We start from the raw sequence: 21,275 nt of genomic DNA, 5'->3' as shown, positions 1-21,275 counted from the left end.
GCTACGCTTTTGGCGGTTCAGTGCGGGCAAAACTGTCGCGCTGGAACAGCGCTTCCACCAGCTTCACCAGATGCGGGCGCGTGGCGCACCAGCCCGGGGAAACATGGCGGAAATTGAGATAGCCTACTGCGCAGGCCACGGCGATGGTAGCCAAGTTCAGTTCATCGGCTTTTAGTGTGCCGTTGGCAGCGTATTCTTCCAGGGCATCCAGCGAGCGGGTGATTTTTTCACGCTGGCGCAGCAGCTCATCCGGTGACTGCTGGGCCGCCGGGCGCGCCTGCTCGCGCACGGACACTAGTCCCGCATCCATGATGCCGTCGGCCAGGGATTCAAGCTGGCGCATCTGTAGCGCGGCGTTGGCATCTCGCGGCACCATGGCGGGCGCAATATCGAGCAGCTCGATGTACTGGGCGATAATCGGGGAGTCAGACCAGCATTCGCCGTTGTCGGTCACCAACACCGGAACCTTGCCGAGCGGGTTGTACTTCGCCACGCCATTTTCGGCGTTGTACGGCATCTCGTTGATAAACTCGAACGTTATCCCCTTTTCGAGCAGGATAACCGAAATTTTACGCACAAACGGGCTGGTATAACTGCCGATCAGTTTCATCGCCTGCTCCCTGAATATTCCGCAAAAATATCAGTATGGCGCAGGCGGGTTAAAAATTCAGGTTTGAGGTTAATGATCGAGAGACCGGGTGTGCATTTTGTGGTGTTACGCGCTGGCACGCTCAATCAGGTGGCCTTGCATGATGATGCGTTCCGGCGCAGATTCAGGTTGTTCAATTTTTTGCAACACTAGCACGCAGGCTTTGCGGCCAATATCCCGCGAGGGCTGTGCCAGCGTTGTCAGAGGAGGTGTCACCATTTCCGCCAGTTCCGTACCATCGAAGCCCACAACCGAAATATCGTGTGGCACACGTAATCCCGCCGCCTGAATAGCGGCCATTGCACCCGCAGCCAGCGTATCAGAAACAGCAAACACGGCATCAGGATGCGTCTCAGATGCCAGCAAATTCATCATTGCTTCCTTTCCTGCACTGAAACTTAGCTCGCTGGCATAACCAATCGCATGCCACTCTAGTTGATGTTCCGAGAGTTGCTGCAGATACCCCTGCTGGCGCAGGCGGGCATATTTATAACTGAGATCATGATTGATCAACGCAATACGTTTCCGACCTTTATCCACCAGATAGCGCACCACTTCCTGCGAAGCATCGCTGTCGTTAATGCCCACGCAGGAGATCTCCCCGGCATCAGCATATTCGGCGCACTGTACCCACGGTGTATTGGCAATCAAATGGCTCAGCTCGGGTAATTTACTGAAGGCGTCCATGGTGATGATGCCATCAACCATTTTTCCGGAAAGAAGCTGCAGACTGGAACGGGAACGTTCGATATCGGATCCGGAATTACACAGCAGTATGCGGTAACCGTTTTTTTCGGCTTCTTCCTCAATACCTTTCACGACCTCGGCACAGAACGGATTCGAGATGTCGGAGACCATGACTAAAATCATTGAGCTACGGGCGGTCCGTAGCTGGCGCGCCAGAAGGTTGGGTTGATAATTGCTTTCTTTAATCGCCTGCAGCACTTTCTCGCGATTTTTGTCTTTGACCGTGTCGCTGTTATTCAGCACGCGCGATACCGTCGCCACGGAAACGCCTGCCAGACGAGCGATTTTTTGAATGGACATGGCAGCAACTCATACTTAGTCAGATGACACGCAGGCTACCACAAATCAGCGTGAACAATAAGTTAGCCCGACCGGCAAGATGCAGGTCGGGTCAGGCGCTATGCGCTCACGCGAACCCAGCGCTGCTGCTGATGGCTTTGCACAATCGCCTCGACAATCGCCATTACCTGAGCCCCTTCGTGGAAGGTGGCAAAAGTGGCAGACTGCTGAGCTGGCGGTTTACCCTCTGACACGGCCAGATAGAACTGCTGCATCATCGCCCGGAACGCATCCGGCCAGCCCTCAATATGCCCACCGGGGAATCGTGCCCGGTCAGCCACATCTGGATTCATCAGGGAGGGATCATCCGACAACAGCTGATTGGCTTTTTGTCGATGTCCCAGCCACAGCTGTTGCGGTATTTCCTGATCCCAGGCCAAAGCGCCGAGGCTGCCGTTCACCTCCAGATTGAGGCGATTTTTACGTCCAGCAGAAACCTGTGACACGCTGAAACAGCCTTTGCTGCCATCGTCAAAACGGAACAGCACAGAGCCCATGTCTTCCGTCGTAACGTCGCGTGATTGGTATTGTGTTTCGCCTCCCTGCGCGCCAAAGGTGGCTGCACTGCCAAGGCTGGCCTTACGGGTGGGCCAGACTATCGAGAGATCGGCCATCACTTCTACTATTTTGCGTCCGGTGACAAACTGGATGGTATCGCACCAGTGCGAGCCAATATCCGCCATAGCACGCGATGCACCGCCTTTCTCCGCATCGACCCGCCAGTTGTAGTCGGTCTCCTCCAGCATCCAGTCCTGCATATAACTGCCCTGCGCGGAGAACAGTCGCCCCAACTGTTGATGACTTACCATACTGGCAGCCTGCTGTACCATGGCAAACTGCCGATAAACAAAGCTGACGCCGTGTACTACGCCCGCTTGTTCAGCCAGCGCCACCAGCTCCCGGGCTTCATCCATCGTCATACACAATGGTTTCTCTGAGAACACATGCTTACCGGCGCGGATAATCTGCCTGTTAATGGCGGAATGCAGATGGTTCGGCGTGCAGTTATGCACCGCCTGCAGCCCTTCATGCTGCAAAAAAAGGGCAACGTCACTGTACGCATGCGGCACATTCAGCTTTGCCGCACAGGCCTGCGCCGCACTCTGACTGACGTCACAAATAGCGACAACGTTGATATTGCCAAGCCGACGCAGTGCTTCGATGTGTGCCGGTCCAATAAAACCCGAGCCAATAATGCCTACATTGATCATTTGCGGTTCCTTATTCCAGACCGAGCTGTGCGCGCACGCTGGCAACGCTATCGCTCTGCGCCGCGAAATCATCAAATGCGCGATCTGCCACTGGGATAATGTGGCGCTGGATAAATTCGGCACCTTCACGCGCACCGGTCTCACTGTCTTTTAAGCAGCACTCCCACTCCAGTACCGCCCAGCCGTCATAATCATACTGTGCCAGTTTGCTGAAAATGCCGTTGAAATCGATCTGACCATCGCCCGGTGAACGGAACCGTCCGGCACGATCAAGCCAGCGCTGATAACCGCCATACACACCGCTACGACCATTGGTCAGGTATTCGGCGTCTTTAACGTGAAAAGCTTTAATACGCTGATGATAGATATCGATAAACTGCAGATAATCAATGTGCTGCAGCAAAAGATGGCTGGGATCAAACAGAATATTGCAGCGCGGATGGTGGTTCACGCGCGCCAGGAAACGTTCGAAGGTGATCCCGTCATGCAGATCTTCTCCCGGATGAATTTCAAAACAGACGTCAACACCATGGCGATCAAATTCGTCAAGTACCGGCAGCCAACGACGCGCAAGTTCATCAAATGCTTCATCCAGCAATGCAGGATTGTGAGGCGGCCACGGATAGAGATATGGCCAGGCAAGCGAACCGGAAAAGGTGGCATGGGCATTTAACTTCAGCTTTGCTGATGCCGCTGCCGCCTTTTTCACCGTCTCCGTTGCCCAGGCGGTGCGTTTTACGTTATCGCCCCGAACCTGCAGCGGAGCGAATCCATCGAATGCCACATCATGAGCCGGATGAACTGCAATTAATTGCCCTTCAAGATGTGTCGACAACTCGCTAATGACTAACCCATATTTCGCCAGTAATCCGGTGACGTCATCGCAATACGTTTGGCTGGTTGCCGCACGTTCAAGATCGAAAATCGATGGGTGATTACAGGGGATCTGCAATGCCCGGTAACCCAATGCCGATGCCCATTGCGCCAGCCCTTCCAGCGAATTGAAAGGAACTTGCTGCCCGATAAACTGTGACAGAAAAATAGCGGGTCCTTTTAACGTTTTCACGTACACCTCCTGTAAATCAAACTGCTTCATCTTCTCTGTATTTAAAAGTGAAGAGGAAAAGAATGGCGATGACGGCTGCCGCAATGGCTGGGATCCACCAGAACGTTGCCCAGTTTTGTGCAGTGCCTTGACCTGCGACCAGACGGTTATACAGCGCTCCCGAAATTTGCGAGCCGAGCAGCATGCCAATGCCATAAGTGAACATCACCACCATGCTTTGTGCCTGGCCTTTTACTTTCTTGTCTGCGATACGATCGGTATAGATGAATCCCACCACAAAGAAAAAGTCATAGCAGACACCATGCAGCAGAATGCCCAGATAAATCAGGGTACGACCTTCTTCGCCCATACCCATAGCAAACAGCGCATAACGTACAAACCAGGCTGCCATGCCAACCAGCAGCATGTATTTCACCCCAAGGCGGCGGAACAAGAAGGGAATGACCAACATGAAGAAGATTTCAGACATCTGGCCAAATGACATGACAGTACTGACATTGGTCACCCCGGCATCGGCCAACCATGACGCGGTGTAAGCGTAATAAGTACCCAATGGAATGGAGATCAGGGTCGCGCAGAGCGCAAACACAAAAAAGTGACGGATTTTCAGCAATGCAAAAGCATCCGCACAGAACAAATCGCGGATTTTGAAGGGTAATCCCTTAGCCGGTGCTGGCGTATGCGGCAACGTCAGGCTGTAAATTGCCAGTGCGATAGAACAAATAGCGGCGAGCGTGAAGATCGAGGCGCTGGCGGAGATACCGATAACACCAATAAAAATCCCTGCCACTATCCAGCCAATCGTGCCAAATACCCTCACTACCGGGAAACTTTTATCGCTGCTAGACAGACTGTGGAAAGCAATATTATTGGCGAGCGCCAACGTAGGCATGAAGCACAGCGTGTAGCCAAACAGCAGCGCGATGAGCAGTGCACCATTTTCAGCTTCTAAAGCGGAAGGAACAAACCAGAGGATCACGGCCCCCGCCAGATTCATCACCGCCATAACTTTCTGCGACGGGAAGAACCTGTCTACCAGCATTCCCAGCACAAAAGGTGACAGGATGGATGCGATTGGCCCGGCTGAAAATGCATCGCCGATCAGCAATGACATATTGTGCTGTGCCATGACCAATCCGAGCGTAACCGACCAACTCCCCCAAATGAAGAATTGCATAAACATCATCAGTGACAATCGGGGAACCAAAAGCCGGCGGTGCGACAGGACAACTTCAGGACTTTGTGATGTAGACATAAGTAAACCCACCCCTCATAAAAGTAATCGATTACATTTCGACGAATAAAAATGTAATCGATTACAAAAAAGGTAACTTTTAGACTGATCACAAATTTGAAGATTCATTTTGGGTGGGTATCACACCAGGCTGCGGTAAAGGACTCTCCCCCTTCACCGCGGCTTCGCGACTCATTTATCGGGCGGGTTAAAAATTCAGGTTAATGATCGAGATACAGATAGTGCATCCAGCTGGTCATGCGCAGCAGCACTTTGCGCATTACCGCGACATGACTGAAGTGGTCGGAATAGACCGCCACTTGGGCGTAAATACCGTCCGGCAGCGATTCCACCTGCGCATTGGGTTCCAGCTCGATAAGCGCTAATACGCCATCGGTGCCGGGCACTACCGTCAGCGATTGCAGCGTACCCTGCGCCTGATAAGACCCGCCTGGCACCACCGGCAAAATAGTGGTCAGTTTGCCGGTGAATACTTGCCCTGGCAGTGCATTAAACACCACTTCGGCCATGTCCCCCGATTCGAGACGCAGGAGCGAGTTTTGCCTGAACTGTGCGATAATTTGCCGTTTTTGCTCCGGGATAAAAACCATCACCGGACGCAATGGCAGCGCGGCAGCGTAGGTTCCGGGACGAATCAACACCTGTGTGGCGTAGCCGTCGCTGGGCGCCCGGATCACCGTTTGCTCGAGGTTATAACGCGCCTCGGTCAGTTGCGCGCGCAGGCTGACGATTTGTGACTGCTCGCCGTTGACCATGCTGTCGAGTTGGCTCTTGATCTGTGACTGTTCAGCCACCGAGGATTTCACCATCGCATCCTGAGCCAGATAATTTTGCCGGGCATTGTCGATGTCGCTTTCTGAAAACGGATTCACCCGTGCCTGGCTGCCTTTCAAATAGCGCTGATAATCTTTATACAGCCGGTCACGCTCCGCGCTGACACGTTGGGTATTCGCCAGCGCTTCGGTTAATTGCCCTTTCATCGACTCAGTATTGTGGATAGCCGTGACTAAATCGGCCTCCAGGCGGCTGACACGCGCCTGATAGCGCGTAGGATCGAGTTTAAACAGCACGTCGCCTTTTTTAATCAGCGCATTTTGCTTATTGGTGACTTCGCTGACAATGCCCGTCACCTGTGGCGTGATCGGAATGGAGATCACCGCTTTTTGCGCCTGAGCGGTATACGGGTGGTTATAATTCATTAATAAGATAAGCCCGCTAACAATAAAAACGCCTCCCAATGCTGCCGTCGGAACCGTCCATTTATTAATCGGGATTTTGAATATTTTAAATATCGCCCAGGCGAGCGCGACGTAGGTCAGAATAATGAGTAAATCCATGATGATTACTCCGCAGACGACCGTTGTGTTTCCGCAAGTTTCTGCTCAAGCTCCGAGACCCGGCGCTGTAATTGAATCAAAGACTCGTGCTCCGCCTGCATTCCCCAGCCGCGTTCAGGGCGGTACAAGGTGGCCCAGATCCATAAAAATGGCCAGATAACGTGCAGGGTAAACAGACTCACCCAACCCGCGACGTGTATGGCATCGGCGTGAGGGTGATTGCGGGATTTGGCGATAAGATAAGGAATATCATGCAAAATAATGATCCCGTAAAAAATCACCAAAAAGACAAAAATAAGCACACCTAACGCAAAATAATTAAGAAACATAGCCGCCTCGAAATTATGACACGCCCATCGGCACGCGCCCCGTTGCGGAACGCCTGAGAGAAAACTAAAAATTAATCGCCAGTCGGTCATATTGCTATAACACAGAATGAGTAAAGTCGCCGTCCGTTGACCGTGTTACTCCATTACAGCGGCAGTCGCTCGACATTAAGAATATGCGTGCGATCACAGTTGTCCGGACGGAGGCGAAAATTCTTTGTGACTCTAATCACACATCAGTAACAAACAGCACGCTTGAAAATGTGATTAACATCACATTAACAGCCAATGGCAGTTCACTTTTCAATCTCTGTTCTTTTTTTACACAGCCATTTTGTGACGTAGATCTCTTCAATTACGACGCACCACCCTATATTAGAGTGACACAGATCACATAAAGGGGCGTTGACTGGACAGTTGAACGATTCAGTGCCAGATTTCGCATCATCAACAGGGTCCGGCTACTACCTCTGCCGCCAATTAACAATAAACCTCGGGCTTTTAGCCTGCGCGATAGCAAACATAAGAAGGGGTGTTTTTATGTCATCCGATATCAAGATCAGAGTGCAAAGCTTTGGTCGCTTCCTCAGCAACATGGTGATGCCAAACATCGGCGCGTTTATCGCGTGGGGTATTATCACGGCGTTATTTATTCCAACAGGATGGTTGCCAAACGAAACGCTGGCGAAACTTGTCGGGCCAATGATTACCTATCTGCTGCCACTGCTCATCGGTTACACCGGTGGTCGTCTGGTTGGCGGTGACCGCGGCGGCGTGGTCGGTGCAATTACCACCATGGGCGTTATCGTCGGCGCTGATATGCCGATGTTCCTCGGTGCGATGATTGCCGGTCCTCTGGGTGGCTGGGCGATTAAACGCTTCGACGCCTGGGTTGACGGTAAAATCAAATCCGGCTTCGAGATGCTGGTAAACAACTTCTCTGCGGGCATCATCGGGATGATCCTCGCCATTCTGGCGTTCCTCGGCATTGGCCCTGCGGTTGAGATGCTGTCGAAAGTGCTGGCCGCTGGCGTTAACTTCATGGTCGTTCACGACATGCTGCCGCTGGCGTCTATCTTTGTTGAACCGGCGAAAATCCTGTTCCTCAATAACGCCATTAACCACGGTATCTTCTCGCCGTTGGGTATTCAGCAGTCCCATGAACTGGGCAAATCCATCTTCTTCCTGATTGAAGCGAACCCGGGGCCGGGTCTGGGCGTCCTGCTGGCGTACATGTTCTTCGGTCGTGGTAATGCTAAGCAGTCTGCAGGCGGTGCGGCCATCATCCACTTCCTGGGGGGTATCCACGAAATTTACTTCCCGTATGTGCTGATGAACCCACGTCTGATCCTGGCCGTTATCCTCGGCGGTATGACTGGCGTGTTCACCCTGACTCTGCTGAATGGCGGCCTGGTGTCTCCGGCCTCTCCAGGTTCCATCCTGGCAGTGCTGGCGATGACCCCGAAAGGCGCTTACTTCGCAAACATCGCAGCAATTGTTGCGGCAACAGCGGTTTCCTTCATCGTCTCTGCCATCCTGCTGAAAACCAGCAAAGTGAAAGAAGAAGACGATATCGAAGCAGCGAGCCGTCGTATGCAGGAGATGAAATCCGAGTCCAAAGGTGCAGCGAATCCGCTGACTGCGGGCGACGTGACCAACGACCTGAGCCACGTGCGTAAAATCATCGTTGCCTGTGATGCCGGTATGGGTTCCAGCGCAATGGGTGCAGGCGTGCTGCGTAAGAAAGTGGCTGATGCCGGTCTGGGTCATATCTCTGTCACCAACAGTGCTATCAACAATCTGCCGCCGGATGTCGACCTGGTGATTACTCACCGCGATCTGACCGAGCGTGCGATGCGCCAGGTGCCACAGGCCCAGCATATTTCACTGACTAACTTCCTCGACAGCGGCCTGTACTCCAGCCTGACCGAGCGTCTGGTCGCAGCACAGCGTCATGAAGATAACCAAGTGAAAGTGCGCGACAGCCTGAAAGACAGCTTTGATGCTGACGACAGCAACCTGTTCAAACTCAGCGCGGAAAATATCTTCCTCGGCTGCAAAGCGTTCAGCAAAGAAGAAGCCATCCGTTTTGCCGGTGAGCAACTGGTGAAAGGCGGCTACGTTGAGCCAGAATATGTGGAAGCAATGCTGGAACGTGAAAAACTGACCCCGACCTACCTGGGTGAGTCCATCGCGGTACCGCACGGCACCATCGAAGCGAAAGACCGTGTTCTGAAAACCGGCGTGGTATTCTGTCAGTACCCTGACGGTGTGCGCTTCGGCGAAGAGCCGGACGACATTGCCCGCCTGGTGATTGGTATCGCAGCGCGTAATAACGAACATATCCACGTTATCACCAGCCTGACCAACGCGCTGGACGACGAATCCGTCATTGAGCGCCTGGCCACCACCAACAGCGTGGGCGAAGTGCTGGCTCTGATTTCGGGTAACAAAGTCTCTTAAGATTTCCTTCCCTCTCTCGGCAGTTTTCTGCAGGGAGAGGGTTCGGGTGAGGGACCGCGGATGTCCCCTCACCCGAGCCCTCTCGGGTAAAAACATTGATGAAGGTTAACACTATGAAAGCATTACATTTTGGCGCAGGTAATATCGGACGTGGCTTTATCGGCAAATTGTTGGCCGACGCAGGTATCACGCTGACGTTCGCCGATGTGAATCAGGTCGTTCTTGATGCCCTGAATGCCCGTCATAGCTATCAGGTGCATGTGGTTGGCGAGAATGAGCAGGTTGAAACCGTATCCGGCGTGAACGCCGTGAGCAGCATCGGCGACGACGTGGTGGACCTGATTGCTCAGGTAGACCTGGTGACTACCGCCGTCGGCCCTGTGGTTCTGGAGCGCATCGCTCCGGCGATTGCCAAAGGCCTGGCCAAGCGTAAAGCCGCTGGCAACACCACCCCGCTGAACATCATCGCCTGTGAAAACATGGTACGCGGCACCACCCAGCTGAAAGGTCACGTTGACGCAGCGCTGGCCGAAGAAGATAAAACCTGGGTCGCGGAACACGTTGGTTTCGTCGATTCCGCCGTGGACCGCATCGTTCCGCCGTCTGAATCCGCCACCAATGACCCGCTGGAAGTGACCGTGGAAACCTTCAGCGAGTGGATTGTCGACAAGACCCAGTTCAAGGGAACCCTGCCGACGATCCCAGGAATGGAATTAACCGATAACCTGATGGCATTTGTCGAGCGCAAGCTCTTCACCCTGAACACCGGGCATGCTATAACCGCGTACCTCGGTAAGCTGGCGGGTCATCAGACTATCCGTGATGCGATCCTCGATGAGCAGGTCCGTACGGTAGTGAAAGGCGCGATGGATGAAAGTGGGGCGGTGCTAATTAAACGCTACGGTTTTGATGCCGACAAACACGCGGCTTACATCCAGAAAATCCTCGGTCGCTTTGAGAATCCGTATCTGAAAGATGACGTTGAGCGCGTGGGCCGTCAGCCGCTGCGTAAACTGAGCGCGGGCGATCGCCTGGTTAAACCGCTGCTTGGCACGCTGGAATACAGCCTGCCGCACGCCAATCTGGTGAAAGGTATTGCTGCCGCGATGCACTACCGCAGCGAGCAGGATCCACAGGCGCTGGAACTGGCGGCGCTTATCGACGAGAAAGGGCCACAGGTCGCACTCGCGCAGGTCTCCGGCCTGGATGCTGAGAGCGATGTGGTCGCACAAGCGGTTGCGGCGTATAAAGCGAACGCATGATGCAGGACCCGGTGTTGCTCTTGCAGCAGCACCCAAACAAAAGATTGTCAGATATGCAGGCAATAATGGAACAAACACAAGCCTTTGAAAACCGTGTGCTTGAGCGTCTGAATGCTGGCAAAACCGTAAGAAGCTTCCTGATAACCGCCGTCGAATTGTTAACCGAGGCGGTGAATATGCTGGTGCTTCAGGTCTTCCGCAAAGACGATTACGCGGTGAAATACGCAGTGGAACCGTTGCTGGACGGCGAAGGGCCGCTGGGCGATCTGTCTGTGCGCCTGAAGCTCATCTACGGCCTCGGCGTGATTAACCGTGCGGAATACGAAGATGCCGAGCTGCTGATGGCGCTGCGTGAAGAACTCAATCACGACGGTAGCGAATACGCGTTCACTGACGATGAAATTCTAGGCCCGTTTGGCGAACTCCATTGCGTTACCGCGTTACCGCCGCAGCCGATGTTTGATGCCAGCGATGCGGAGCTGTATGCCATGCAAAAGCAGCGCTACCAGCAGGTAGTGCGTTCCACGATGGTCCTTTCCCTCACTGAGCTGATTTCACGGGTCAGCTTGAAAAAAGCCTTTCAGAAATAATTATCCTGCCACTGACATAACATCCTTTTTCATCTGCTTAATGCAAAAAAATGCACTCGGAATTGAAAATCACAAAATATCCTTTATTTTCATAAAATTAGATATGCCATTTACGTATTTTCACTGAGTGTAATGCGTCAAATTTCGATAATTGACTATCAGGAACAGCGCTCAACGCGCATACTATTGAGCATCGATACTCTTTTACTCGCAAAAGCCACAGACCATGAAAGAAGTTGAAAAGAACGAAATCAAACTCCTGAGCGACCGCCTGGATGCTATCCGCCACCTGCAGCCGACCCTCTCTCTGGTAGATGAAGCAGAGAAATTTGCTGAGCTTGAAAAAGAAAAAGCGACTCTGGAAACAGAGATTGCGCGTCTGCGTGTCGTGTATACGCAAAAGCTGAGCAAAGAAGCGCAAAAACTGATGGCCCTGCCGCACCGCCGCGCCATCACCAAGAAAGAGCAGGCCGATATTGGCAAGCTCAAGAAAGCCGTGCGCGGACTGGTGATTGTTCACCCGATGACCGCTCTCGGTCGTGAGATGGAACTGCAAGAGATGACCGGTTTTTCTAAGACTGCGTTTTAATCCCTCTTCCGTTCCCGACCCTCTCCTTCCCGGGAGAGGGTGATTATTTAAACCTCTTTATATTGGCCCTACCAATTCCTGTTGGTTCTGCCTGACGCCTCACATAACCCACATCTCATGCAACATATGAATTGCCTGACAGCAACATATGGTTAACCATTCCTTGGCATTACCCTCACATCACAATATTGGCAGGACCACTTTTACAAAACGTGTGACGCAGAGCTGAGCGTAGACTCGCCCGTGTAGCCGTGGAGTGGTTCTCGGGAGACCTGCATGAACCTCTGGCAACAAAACTACGACCCTGCGGGAAATATCTGGCTCTCAAGCCTGATTGCCGCCCTACCGATCATCTTTTTCTTCTTCGCACTGCTTAAGCTCAAGCTGAAGGGCTACGTGGCCGCGAGCTATACCGTCGCTATCGCCCTCGCGGTGGCACTCCTGTTCTATAAAATGCCGGTCGATCGCGCGCTGGCTTCCGTGGTGTACGGCTTCTTCTACGGCCTGTGGCCAATTGCCTGGATTATTATTGCCGCGGTATTTGTCTACAAAATCTCGGTGAAAACCGGGCAGTTCGACATTATCCGATCATCTATATTGTCAATAACGCCGGACCAGCGTCTGCAAATGCTGATCGTCGGCTTCTCATTTGGCGCTTTTCTGGAAGGGGCAGCAGGCTTCGGCGCGCCGGTCGCGATTACCGCCGCGCTGCTGGTCGGCCTTGGGTTTAACCCGCTGTATGCCGCGGGCCTGTGCCTGATCGTGAACACTGCGCCGGTGGCATTCGGCGCGATGGGTATTCCGATTCTGGTTGCTGGCCAGGTCACCGGTATCGACAGCTTTGCCATCGGCCAAATGGTTGGCCGTCAGTTGCCATTCCTGACCATCATTGTGCTGTTCTGGATCATGGCGATTATGGACGGCTGGCGCGGCGTGAAAGAGACGTGGCCTGCGGTAATGGTCGCGGGTGGTTCGTTTGCGATTGCCCAGTACCTGAGCTCCAACTTTATCGGCCCTGAGCTGCCAGACATTATCTCGTCACTGGTTTCCCTGGTGTGCCTGACGCTTTTCCTGAAACGCTGGCAGCCAGTGCGCATTTTCCGCTTTGCCGACGTGGGCGCGTCTCAGGTCGATATGACCCTGTCGCGCACCCAATACACACCGGGACAGGTGCTCCGCGCCTGGTCGCCTTTCCTGTTCCTCACCGCCACCGTGACGTTATGGAGCGTGCCGCCGTTTAAGGCGCTGTTCGCCCCGGGCGGCGCGCTGTATGACTGGGTGTTTAACGTCTCCGTGCCGTATCTCGACAAACTGGTCGCGCGTATGCCGCCGGTAGTTCACGAAGCCACGCCGTATGCGGCGGTGTATAAATTTGACTGGTTCTCCGCGACCGGCACCGCAATCCTGTTTGCCGCCCTGCTTTCCGTGGTGTGGCTACGCATGAAGCCGAAAGATGCGGTAGTGACGTTCGGCCATACGCTGAAGGATTTGGCGCTACCGATTTACTCCATCGGCATGGTGCTGGCGTTCGCGTTTATCTCTAACTACTCCGGCCTGTCATCGACACTGGCTTTGGCCTTGGCGCATACCGGTGGCGCGTTCCCGTTCTTCTCGCCGTTCCTCGGCTGGTTAGGCGTATTCCTGACCGGTTCTGATACCTCTTCCAACGCGCTGTTTGCCGCGCTGCAGGCCACCGCCGCGCAGCAGATTGGCGTCTCGGACGTGCTACTGGTCGCGGCGAATACCACCGGTGGCGTGACCGGGAAAATGATTTCCCCGCAGTCCATCGCCATTGCCTGTGCGGCAGTGGGGCTGGTCGGTAAAGAGTCGGACCTGTTCCGCTTCACGGTCAAACACAGCCTGATTTTCACCTGCATGGTGGGCGTGATCACCACGCTACAGGCATATGTCTTAACCTGGATGATCCCATGAAAGTGATGCCACGGCGTCTGGCGAACGAGGTTGCGACCCGTGTGCGGACGCTGATTGAAGAACAACAGCTGGAGGCGGGCACGCGTTTGCCCGCCGAGCGCAAGCTGGCCACGCAGCTTGGCGTGTCGCGAAACTCACTGCGCGAAGCGCTGGCGAAACTGGCGAGCGAAGGGCTTCTGGTGAGCCGTCGCGGCGGCGGAACGTTTATCTGCTGGCAGCATGAGCCGTGGTCGGAGCAAAATATAGTGCAGCCACTGAAAAGTCTGCTGGCCGACGATCCGGATTACAGCTTCGATATTCTCGAAGCTCGTCATGCCATTGAGGCCAGCACCGCCTGGCATGCGGCGCTGCGGGCCACTGAAGCCGATAAAGAAAAAATCCGTCTGTGCTTCGACGCCACGCAAAGTGATGACCCGGATTTAGCCTCTCAGGCAGACGTGCGCTTTCACCTCGCCATTGCCGAAGCCTCGCATAACGTTGTGCTGTTGCAGACGATGCGCGGCTTCTTCGACCTGTTGCAATCCTCCGTCAAACAGAGCCGCCAGCGGATGTATCTCGTCCCGCCGGTGTTCGCCAAATTGACCGAGCAGCATCAGGCAGTGCTGGATGCCATCCTCGCCGGAGACGCCGAAGGCGCCCGCCAGGCAATGATGTCGCATCTCGGTTTCGTCCACACCACCATTAAGCAGTTTGATGAAGACAGGGCCCGCCAGGCGCGGATCACTCGCCTTCCCGGCGACCATAACGAGCATTCCAGGGAGAACCATTAATGATTATTTCAGCCGCCAGCGACTATCGGGCCGCGGCCCAACGTATTCTGCCGCCGTTTCTTTTTCACTACATCGACGGCGGCGCTTACAGCGAGCATACTCTGCGTCGTAACGTGGCCGACCTTTCCGAGGTGGCACTGCGCCAGCGGGTACTGAAGAACATGTCAGATCTCAGCCTGGAGACGAACCTGTTTAACGAAACGCTGTCGATGCCGGTGGCGCTGGCTCCGGTTGGGCTGTGTGGCATGTACGCGCGTCGCGGTGAAGTGCAGGCGGCGGGCGCGGCGGATGCCAAAGGCATTCCGTTCACCCTTTCCACGGTTTCCGTATGCCCGATTGAAGAAGTCGCCCCGACGATTAAGCGTCCGATGTGGTTCCAGCTGTACGTCCTGCGCGATCGCGGATTTATGCGCAATGCGCTGGAACGTGCGAAAGCTGCGGGTTGTTCAACGCTGGTGTTTACCGTCGATATGCCAACGCCCGGTGCGCGCTATCGCGATGCACATTCCGGGATGAGCGGCCCAAATGCCGCGCTGCGCCGCTACTGGCAATCTGTAACACATCCACAATGGGCGTGGGACGTGGGCGTAAACGGGCGTCCGCACGACCTGGGCAATATCTCCACCTACCTCGGCAAACCCACGGGTCTGGAAGATTACATTGGCTGGCTGGCGAATAACTTCGATCCATCGATTTCGTGGAAAGACCTCGAGTGGATCCGCGAATTTTGGGACGGACCGATGGTGATCAAAGGGATCCTCGATCCGGAAGATGCGCGCGATGCCGTGCGCTTTGGCGCGGACGGTATTGTGGTGTCGAACCACGGCGGCCGTCAGCTTGACGGTGTGCTGTCATCCGCTCGCGCGCTGCCTGCCATTGCTGATGCGGTGAAGGGCGATATCGCCATTCTTGCTGACAGCGGTATTCGTAACGGTCTGGACGTGGTGCGGATGATTGCGCTGGGCGCAGATAGCGTGCTGCTGGGCCGCGCGTATTTGTATGCCCTGGCGACTCACGGCGGCGCTGGCGTGACCAATCTCCTGAATTTGATAGAGAAAGAGATGAAAGTGGCGATGACGTTGACCGGGGCGAAATCCATTAGCGAAATTTCGCGTGATTCGCTGGTGCAGGAGGCTAAGCATCTGGCGGCGTCGCTGACACCGGTGACGCGTGGAGATGCGGCGTAATCATTTTCTTTCTGCTATTCTGCCCCCGATTAAGGGGGCAGCATGCTTAACATTGTACTATTCGAACCAGAAATCCCACCGAATACCGGCAATATCATTCGCCTGTGCGCAAATACCGGTTTTCGCCTGCACATCATCGAACCTATGGGTTTTACCTGGGACGATAAGCGACTGCGCCGCGCGGGACTTGATTATCATGAGTTCACCGCCGTACAGCGCCATGCCGATTACGCAGCGTTCTTTGAAGCGGAACAACCACAGCGTCTGTTTGCGCTGACCACCAAAGGCACGCCCGCGCACAGTGCTGTTAGCTACAAAGCCGGTGATTATTTGATGTTTGGCCCGGAAACACGAGGTCTGCCCACCAGCATCCTGGATGCGTTGCCGCCTGAGCAAAAAATTCGTATTCCGATGATGCCGGACAGTCGCAGCATGAATCTGTCGAACGCGGTGTCGGTAGTGGTGTATGAGGCCTGGCGCCAGCTGGGTTATGCGGGCGCTATTCTTAGGAAATAATGATTTAAATTTCGGGCGTTATCGGCGCAACCAACTTGAACACGGACTGCGCGCAGTCACCGGAGCGTACACGCAGTACGTGAGGATGACGAGCACAGCCCAAGTTCAAGATAGTGAGTAAGAGAGCCCGTTAAATCCCGTCGCCATATTCAAAGGTATGGTGTATGCCGTTGAAGTGCTGATCCATATCCATTGACGGTTTATCGCTGTCAGGTTTACCGACAATACGCGCCGGTACGCCTGCTGCCGTAGTATGCGGAGGAACGGGTTGCAGCACCACAGAGCCTGCGCCAATCTTCGCGCCGCGCCCGACTTCAATATTACCGAGGATTTTCGCGCCGGCGCCAATCATCACCCCTTCACGAATTTTCGGATGGCGATCGCCGCTGGTTTTGCCGGTTCCGCCGAGGGTTACGGATTGCAGAATCGACACGTCATCTTCGATAACAGCAGTTTCACCCACCACGATACCGGTAGCGTGATCGAGCATGATCCCCCGACCGATTTTCGCCGCCGGGTGAATGTCGACCTGGAATGTCACTGACACCTGATTTTGCAGGAAAATTGCCAGCGCACGACGCCCCTGATGCCACAGCCAGTGGCCGATTCGATAAGCCTGTAGGGCGTGAAAACCTTTGAGGTACAGTAGCGGCGTGGAGTATTTATCAACCGCCGGGTCGCGGGTACGCACGGCCTGAATATCACAGGCGGCAGAAGCGATCATTTCGGGATCAGCGGCGTAGGCTTCTTCTACCACTTCGCGAATAGCAATGGCGGGCATGATAGACGAGGCAAGTTTGTTGGCGAGCATGTAACTCAGCGCGCTGCCAAGGTCTTCGTGCTTAAGGAGCGTAGCGTGGTAGAAACTGGCGAGCATAGGCTCACAGTCAGCCAGCGCGCGGGCTTCGGCTTTGATATTGTTCCAGACGATGTCCAGTTCTTCACACGGCATTGCAAACTCCAGAAACGATGATAATGACCGGTCAGTTCTGCGCTGACCGGGTCATTGAGATGACAACGATTCCCTGCGACTAGTGGTGGCTACGCTCTTCCTTGCTGGCACGACCTAATAGGGTCAATGCTGCCTCGCGAGCATTCTTTCCGCAATACAATACCTGATAAATTTCCTCGGTTATTGGCATTTCGACACCAAATCGGTGGGCAAGTGCCCTGACCTCTTTGGTATTGCGGTAACCTTCAACCACCTGACCAATCGCATCCTGCGCGCCTTGCACATCTTTGCCCTGTCCGAGCATCATGCCAAAGCGGCGGTTACGCGACTGGTTGTCGGTACAGGTCAGCACCAGATCACCCAGTCCCGCCATCCCCATAAAGGTGGTCGGGTCAGCACCCAGTGCCGCGCCGAGACGCGACATTTCAGCAAGCCCACGGGTGATTAACGCGGTTCGGGCGTTAGCACCAAAACCGATGCCGTCAGACATCCCGGCACCAATCGCAATCACGTTTTTCACCGCACCGCCCAGCTGTACCCCGATAAAATCTGGGTTGCTGTAAACGCGGAAGCTTTTGCCGCAGTGCAACAGCTTTTGCAGATCCTCAGCAAATGCCGGTTCGGTCGCCGCAAGCGCAATCGCCGTCGGCATACCAGCCGCCAGTTCTTTAGCGAACGTCGGGCCGGAAATCACCGCCAGTGGAATGTCATCTCCGAGCGCTTCACGCGCGACGTCCTGTAACAGGCGGCCGGTTTCAGCTTCCAGGCCTTTCGTCGCCCAGACCAGCCGCGCATCAGAGCGCAGCAGTGGTTTGAGCTGACGCAGCACGTCACCAAACACGTGGCTTGGCACGACAACCAAAATATCGCGGCTGGCGGCGAGCGCTGTAGCGAGGTCGGCTTCAAGGTGCAGCGTGTCAGGGAAAGGCACATCAGGGAGGAAGGCCGCGTTGCAGCGGTCTTGTTGCAGTATCGCCAGATGTTTGGGGTCGTGACCCCAAAGGACGACATCGTGCCCATTTCTTGCCAGGGTAATGGCAAGAGCGGTGCCGTAAGAACCGGCACCGATCACAGTCATTGCAGCTTTACGTGCGTTCATCAGGCATCCTGATGTTGTTCGGCACCTTCGCCAGCTTGCTGCTGCAGATAGTTCATGAACAGCGCATCGAAGTTTACTGGCGCAAGGTTCAGTTGCGGGAATGTACCGCGAGAAACCAGGCTGGTGATGCATTCACGGGCGTACGGGAACAGAATATTCGGACAGTATGCACCCAGGCAATGCGCCATCTGGTTACCGTCGATGCCTTCGATGGAGAAGATGCCGCCCTGCTGAACTTCGCACAGGAATGCAGTTTCTTCGCCCAGGGATGCGGTAACGGTGACACGCAGAACGACTTCGAATACGCCTTCAGCCAGTTGGGTTGAAGCCGTATCCAGATCAAGTTTAACTTCTGGCTGCCAATCTTTCTGGAAAACATTCGGCGCATTTGGCGCTTCGTAGGAAACGTCTTTGGTGTAAATGCGCTGGATCTGGAAAGTCATTTCTGGATTGTTTTGTTCTGACATCTTATTTGTCCTTAAAAGGGATTATCGCAGCAGGGAATCAAGTCCACCACGTGCATCAAGTGCATACAAGTCGTCACAGCCGCCAATGTGCTGCGCATCAATAAAAATCTGCGGCACCGTGGTGCGGCCACTACGTTCAATCATTTCTTCACGCTTAGCCGCGTCACCGTCGATTGGCAACTCCAGGAAGGAGACACCTTTACTGTTCAACAGTGCTTTCGCACGATGGCAAAACGGACAGGTTGCTTTGGTGTAGATCTCAATATTGGCCATGACGTTACCTCAGAAAATTACTTACCACGGACCAGTGGCAGGTTCTCACCGCTCCAGCCCGCAACGCCTTCTTTCAGAACATATACGCGCTCGAAGCCCGCTTTGTTCAGCGTCGTTGCCGGATCCTGAGCCTGCATACCGGAACCATCTACAACGATGATGGGTTTATCTTTATGTTTTTCAAGCTCGCCGAGGTTATTAGCTTTGATTTCGGCAGGCAGAACGTTAACGGAACCGGCAATGTGGCCTTTACGGAAATCATCACGCTGGCGCAGGTCGACAACCACGGCGTCTTCTTTATTGATAAGGCGCGTGGCTTCACCGCGGGTGATCACTTTGATTTTTGAGGTCAGGCCCTTAAAGGTCGTGAACAGAACGGCAGCCAGTAAGCCAACCCAAGCGATACTCAGTATGGGATGACGGCTAACAAATTGCATAATTTCTTGCATGGAGGGTGATAACTCCCGACTCAGTGATTAAAAAAACAGGGAAGGAGTATACCTGTGCGTGGTGGCAAATACAGCAAGCCAAGCCTAAGCTAATCCAATTTCTGCGGCCCGTTTCGCTAAATTTAGGCCAAAAATAACCAAACTCAGCGTAGGGGTCGCCCGTTCTTTGATCTTCCGAGGCAGATTTATCGATTCAGCTGTAGTAAAATTACGCAAATTTTTTATCTTGTGAGCATGAGGTTGTCGCATATGTCGGTTACTAAAAAACCTATGGTACTGGTGATTCTGGATGGCTACGGCTACCGTGAGGACCAGCAGGATAACGCGATTTTCGATGCGAAAACGCCGGTTATGGATGCCCTGTGGGCCAAACGTCCACACACACTGATTGACGCATCCGGTCTGGAAGTGGGTCTGCCGGACCGTCAGATGGGTAACTCCGAGGTGGGCCACGTCAACCTGGGCGCCGGCCGTATCGTGTATCAGGACCTGACCCGTCTGGACGTTGAAATCAAAGAGCGTACGTTCTTTGAAAACAGCGTGCTGGCAGGCGCGGTTGATAAAGCCGTTGCGGCGGGCAAAGCCGTACACATCATGGGCCTGCTGTCTGCCGGTGGCGTTCACAGCCACGAAGATCACATCCTGGCGATGGTAGAACTGGCCGCTCAGCGTGGCGCAGAGAAAATCTATCTGCACGCCTTCCTTGATGGCCGCGATACTCCACCGCGCAGTGCCAAACCCACTTTGCAGCGTTTCGAAGAAAAATTTGCTGAGCTGGGCAAAGGCCGTGTGGCGTCCATCATTGGCCGTTACTTCGCTATGGACCGCGACAACCGTTGGGATCGTGTTGAACAGGCTTATGACCTTATGACCCTGGCGAAAGGCGAGTTCCAGACTGACTCCGCCGTTGCGGGTCTCGAAGCCGCTTACGCGCGCGGCGAAAACGACGAATTCGTGAAAGCCACCGTTATCCGTGCAGAAGGCCAGGCCGACGCAGCAATGGAAGATGGCGATGCGCTGATTTTCATGAACTTCCGTGCTGACCGTGCCCGTGAAATCACCCGAGCTTTCGTTAACGCTGATTTCGACGGCTTCGCTCGCAAGAAAGTGGTCAATCTCGACTACATCATGCTGACCGAATACGCGGCTGACATTAAAGCCCCTTGCGCATACCCACCAACCTCCCTCGCGAATACCTTCGGCGAGTGGATGGCGAAGAAGGACAAAACCCAGTTGCGTATCTCTGAAACCGAGAAATACGCGCACGTCACCTTCTTCTTCAACGGCGGCGTAGAAGACCCGTTTGTGGGTGAAGAACGAATCCTTATCAACTCCCCGAAAGTCGCGACCTACGATCTGCAGCCAGAAATGAGTTCGGCAGAATTGACTGAAAAATTGGTCGGCGCAATCAAGGGTGGCAAGTACGACACCATCATCTGTAACTACCCGAACGGCGACATGGTTGGCCACACCGGTGTGATGGAGGCGGCAGTGCAGGCAATTGAAGCGCTGGACAACTGCATCGCGGAAGTGACTGCAGCCGTAGAGACCGTTGGAGGTCAGTTACTTATCACTGCTGACCACGGTAACGCTGAACAGATGCGTGACCCGGCTACCGGCCAAGCGCACACCGCACATACCAACCTGCCTGTACCGCTGATTTACGTCGGTGGCAAAGCGGTTAAAGCGGTCAATGGCGGTAAACTTTCCGATATCGCACCAACCATGCTGACCCTGATGGGCATGGAAATCCCGGAAGAGATGACTGGCAAGCCGCTGTTCATCGTGGAATAATC

The 21,275-nt window shown here is 54.3% G+C and carries 21 protein-coding genes; 9 read left to right on the top strand and 12 right to left on the bottom strand.

Going from position 1 to position 21,275, the window contains the following annotated elements:
• Position 1: 1 nt before the first annotated feature.
• From MUU46_RS11760 to MUU46_RS11730, 7 genes are all read right to left on the bottom strand, one after another.
• Entirely contained in the window at positions 2-610 is a 609-nt protein-coding gene (locus MUU46_RS11760; protein ID WP_258965606.1) for a glutathione S-transferase, read from the bottom strand.
• Between the two features lie 105 nt (positions 611-715).
• Positions 716-1,696, bottom strand: coding sequence for a LacI family DNA-binding transcriptional regulator (locus tag MUU46_RS11755; protein WP_258965605.1), 981 nt, complete (start codon positions 1,694-1,696; stop codon positions 716-718).
• Positions 1,697-1,794: 98 nt separating this feature from the next.
• Positions 1,795-2,946, bottom strand: coding sequence for a Gfo/Idh/MocA family protein (locus MUU46_RS11750; protein ID WP_258965604.1), 1,152 nt, complete (start codon positions 2,944-2,946; stop codon positions 1,795-1,797).
• A gap of 10 nt (positions 2,947-2,956) precedes the next feature.
• Positions 2,957-4,012 (bottom strand): sugar phosphate isomerase/epimerase family protein, encoded by a 1,056-nt coding sequence (locus MUU46_RS11745; RefSeq protein ID WP_258965603.1) that lies wholly within the window; start codon positions 4,010-4,012, stop codon positions 2,957-2,959.
• 16 nt (positions 4,013-4,028) lie between these two features.
• On the bottom strand, positions 4,029-5,267 hold the full coding sequence (locus MUU46_RS11740) for an MFS transporter (RefSeq protein ID WP_258965602.1): 1,239 nt from the start codon (positions 5,265-5,267) through the stop codon (positions 4,029-4,031).
• Positions 5,268-5,467: 200 nt separating this feature from the next.
• Positions 5,468-6,604, bottom strand: coding sequence for an HlyD family secretion protein (locus MUU46_RS11735; RefSeq protein WP_159757171.1), 1,137 nt, complete (start codon positions 6,602-6,604; stop codon positions 5,468-5,470).
• 5 nt (positions 6,605-6,609) lie between these two features.
• On the bottom strand, positions 6,610-6,933 hold the full coding sequence (locus MUU46_RS11730) for a DUF3302 domain-containing protein (RefSeq protein WP_159757754.1): 324 nt from the start codon (positions 6,931-6,933) through the stop codon (positions 6,610-6,612).
• A gap of 537 nt (positions 6,934-7,470) precedes the next feature.
• On the opposite strand from MUU46_RS11730, the gene MUU46_RS11725 reads away from it, so the two are divergent.
• From MUU46_RS11725 to trmL, 8 genes are all read left to right on the top strand, one after another.
• Positions 7,471-9,393, top strand: coding sequence for a PTS mannitol transporter subunit IICBA (locus MUU46_RS11725; protein WP_159757168.1), 1,923 nt, complete (start codon positions 7,471-7,473; stop codon positions 9,391-9,393).
• A gap of 113 nt (positions 9,394-9,506) precedes the next feature.
• Positions 9,507-10,655 carry a mannitol-1-phosphate 5-dehydrogenase gene (gene mtlD / locus MUU46_RS11720; RefSeq protein ID WP_509908882.1) on the top strand — a complete coding sequence of 383 codons (1,149 nt, stop codon included), beginning with the start codon at positions 9,507-9,509 and terminating at the stop codon, positions 10,653-10,655.
• Positions 10,655-11,245: a mannitol operon repressor MtlR gene (gene mtlR, locus MUU46_RS11715; protein WP_159757751.1), complete on the top strand. Its 591-nt coding sequence runs from the start codon at positions 10,655-10,657 to the stop codon at positions 11,243-11,245. The genes mtlD and mtlR overlap by 1 nt, the downstream gene beginning before the upstream one ends.
• A 226-nt stretch (positions 11,246-11,471) precedes the next feature.
• Positions 11,472-11,834, top strand: coding sequence for a YibL family ribosome-associated protein (locus tag MUU46_RS11710; protein WP_159757162.1), 363 nt, complete (start codon positions 11,472-11,474; stop codon positions 11,832-11,834).
• Positions 11,835-12,110: 276 nt separating this feature from the next.
• Positions 12,111-13,766, top strand: a complete 1,656-nt coding sequence (gene lldP, locus MUU46_RS11705) for an L-lactate permease (RefSeq protein ID WP_159757159.1) — start codon at positions 12,111-12,113, stop codon at positions 13,764-13,766.
• Positions 13,763-14,536 (top strand): transcriptional regulator LldR, encoded by a 774-nt coding sequence (gene lldR, locus MUU46_RS11700; RefSeq protein WP_258965600.1) that lies wholly within the window; start codon positions 13,763-13,765, stop codon positions 14,534-14,536. Before lldP ends, lldR begins: the two co-directional genes overlap by 4 nt.
• The gene (gene lldD / locus MUU46_RS11695) at positions 14,536-15,723 is read left to right on the top strand and encodes an FMN-dependent L-lactate dehydrogenase LldD (protein WP_258965599.1); all 1,188 of its coding nucleotides are present in this window, start codon (positions 14,536-14,538) and stop codon (positions 15,721-15,723) included. The genes lldR and lldD overlap by 1 nt, the downstream gene beginning before the upstream one ends.
• A gap of 42 nt (positions 15,724-15,765) precedes the next feature.
• Positions 15,766-16,239: a tRNA (uridine(34)/cytosine(34)/5-carboxymethylaminomethyluridine(34)-2'-O)-methyltransferase TrmL gene (trmL, locus tag MUU46_RS11690; protein WP_258965598.1), complete on the top strand. Its 474-nt coding sequence runs from the start codon at positions 15,766-15,768 to the stop codon at positions 16,237-16,239.
• A 130-nt stretch (positions 16,240-16,369) separates the two neighbouring features.
• Here the strand turns inward: trmL and cysE are convergent, their stop codons facing one another.
• The 5 genes from cysE to MUU46_RS11665 form a co-directional block, all read right to left on the bottom strand.
• Complete coding sequence (gene cysE, locus MUU46_RS11685) at positions 16,370-17,191, bottom strand: serine O-acetyltransferase (protein WP_159757147.1); 822 nt, start codon at positions 17,189-17,191, stop codon at positions 16,370-16,372.
• Between the two features lie 79 nt (positions 17,192-17,270).
• Positions 17,271-18,290, bottom strand: a complete 1,020-nt coding sequence (gene gpsA, locus MUU46_RS11680) for an NAD(P)H-dependent glycerol-3-phosphate dehydrogenase (protein ID WP_159757144.1) — start codon at positions 18,288-18,290, stop codon at positions 17,271-17,273.
• Entirely contained in the window at positions 18,290-18,757 is a 468-nt protein-coding gene (gene secB, locus MUU46_RS11675) for a protein-export chaperone SecB (RefSeq protein WP_159757142.1), read from the bottom strand. Before secB ends, gpsA begins: the two co-directional genes overlap by 1 nt.
• A 21-nt stretch (positions 18,758-18,778) precedes the next feature.
• Positions 18,779-19,030 (bottom strand): glutaredoxin 3, encoded by a 252-nt coding sequence (grxC, locus tag MUU46_RS11670; protein ID WP_258965597.1) that lies wholly within the window; start codon positions 19,028-19,030, stop codon positions 18,779-18,781.
• A gap of 17 nt (positions 19,031-19,047) precedes the next feature.
• Positions 19,048-19,479 carry a rhodanese-like domain-containing protein gene (locus MUU46_RS11665; RefSeq protein ID WP_110510309.1) on the bottom strand — a complete coding sequence of 144 codons (432 nt, stop codon included), beginning with the start codon at positions 19,477-19,479 and terminating at the stop codon, positions 19,048-19,050.
• A gap of 249 nt (positions 19,480-19,728) precedes the next feature.
• Here MUU46_RS11665 and gpmM point away from each other — a divergent pair, with 249 nt between their 5' ends.
• Complete coding sequence (gene gpmM / locus MUU46_RS11660) at positions 19,729-21,273, top strand: 2,3-bisphosphoglycerate-independent phosphoglycerate mutase (protein ID WP_258965596.1); 1,545 nt, start codon at positions 19,729-19,731, stop codon at positions 21,271-21,273.
• Positions 21,274-21,275: the final 2 nt, after the last annotated feature.

It is taken from the genome of Scandinavium tedordense (assembly GCF_024764965.1).
GTDB classification, from domain to species: Bacteria; Pseudomonadota; Gammaproteobacteria; order Enterobacterales; family Enterobacteriaceae; genus Scandinavium; species Scandinavium tedordense.
This window is presented reverse-complemented; position numbering and strand designations above follow the sequence as displayed.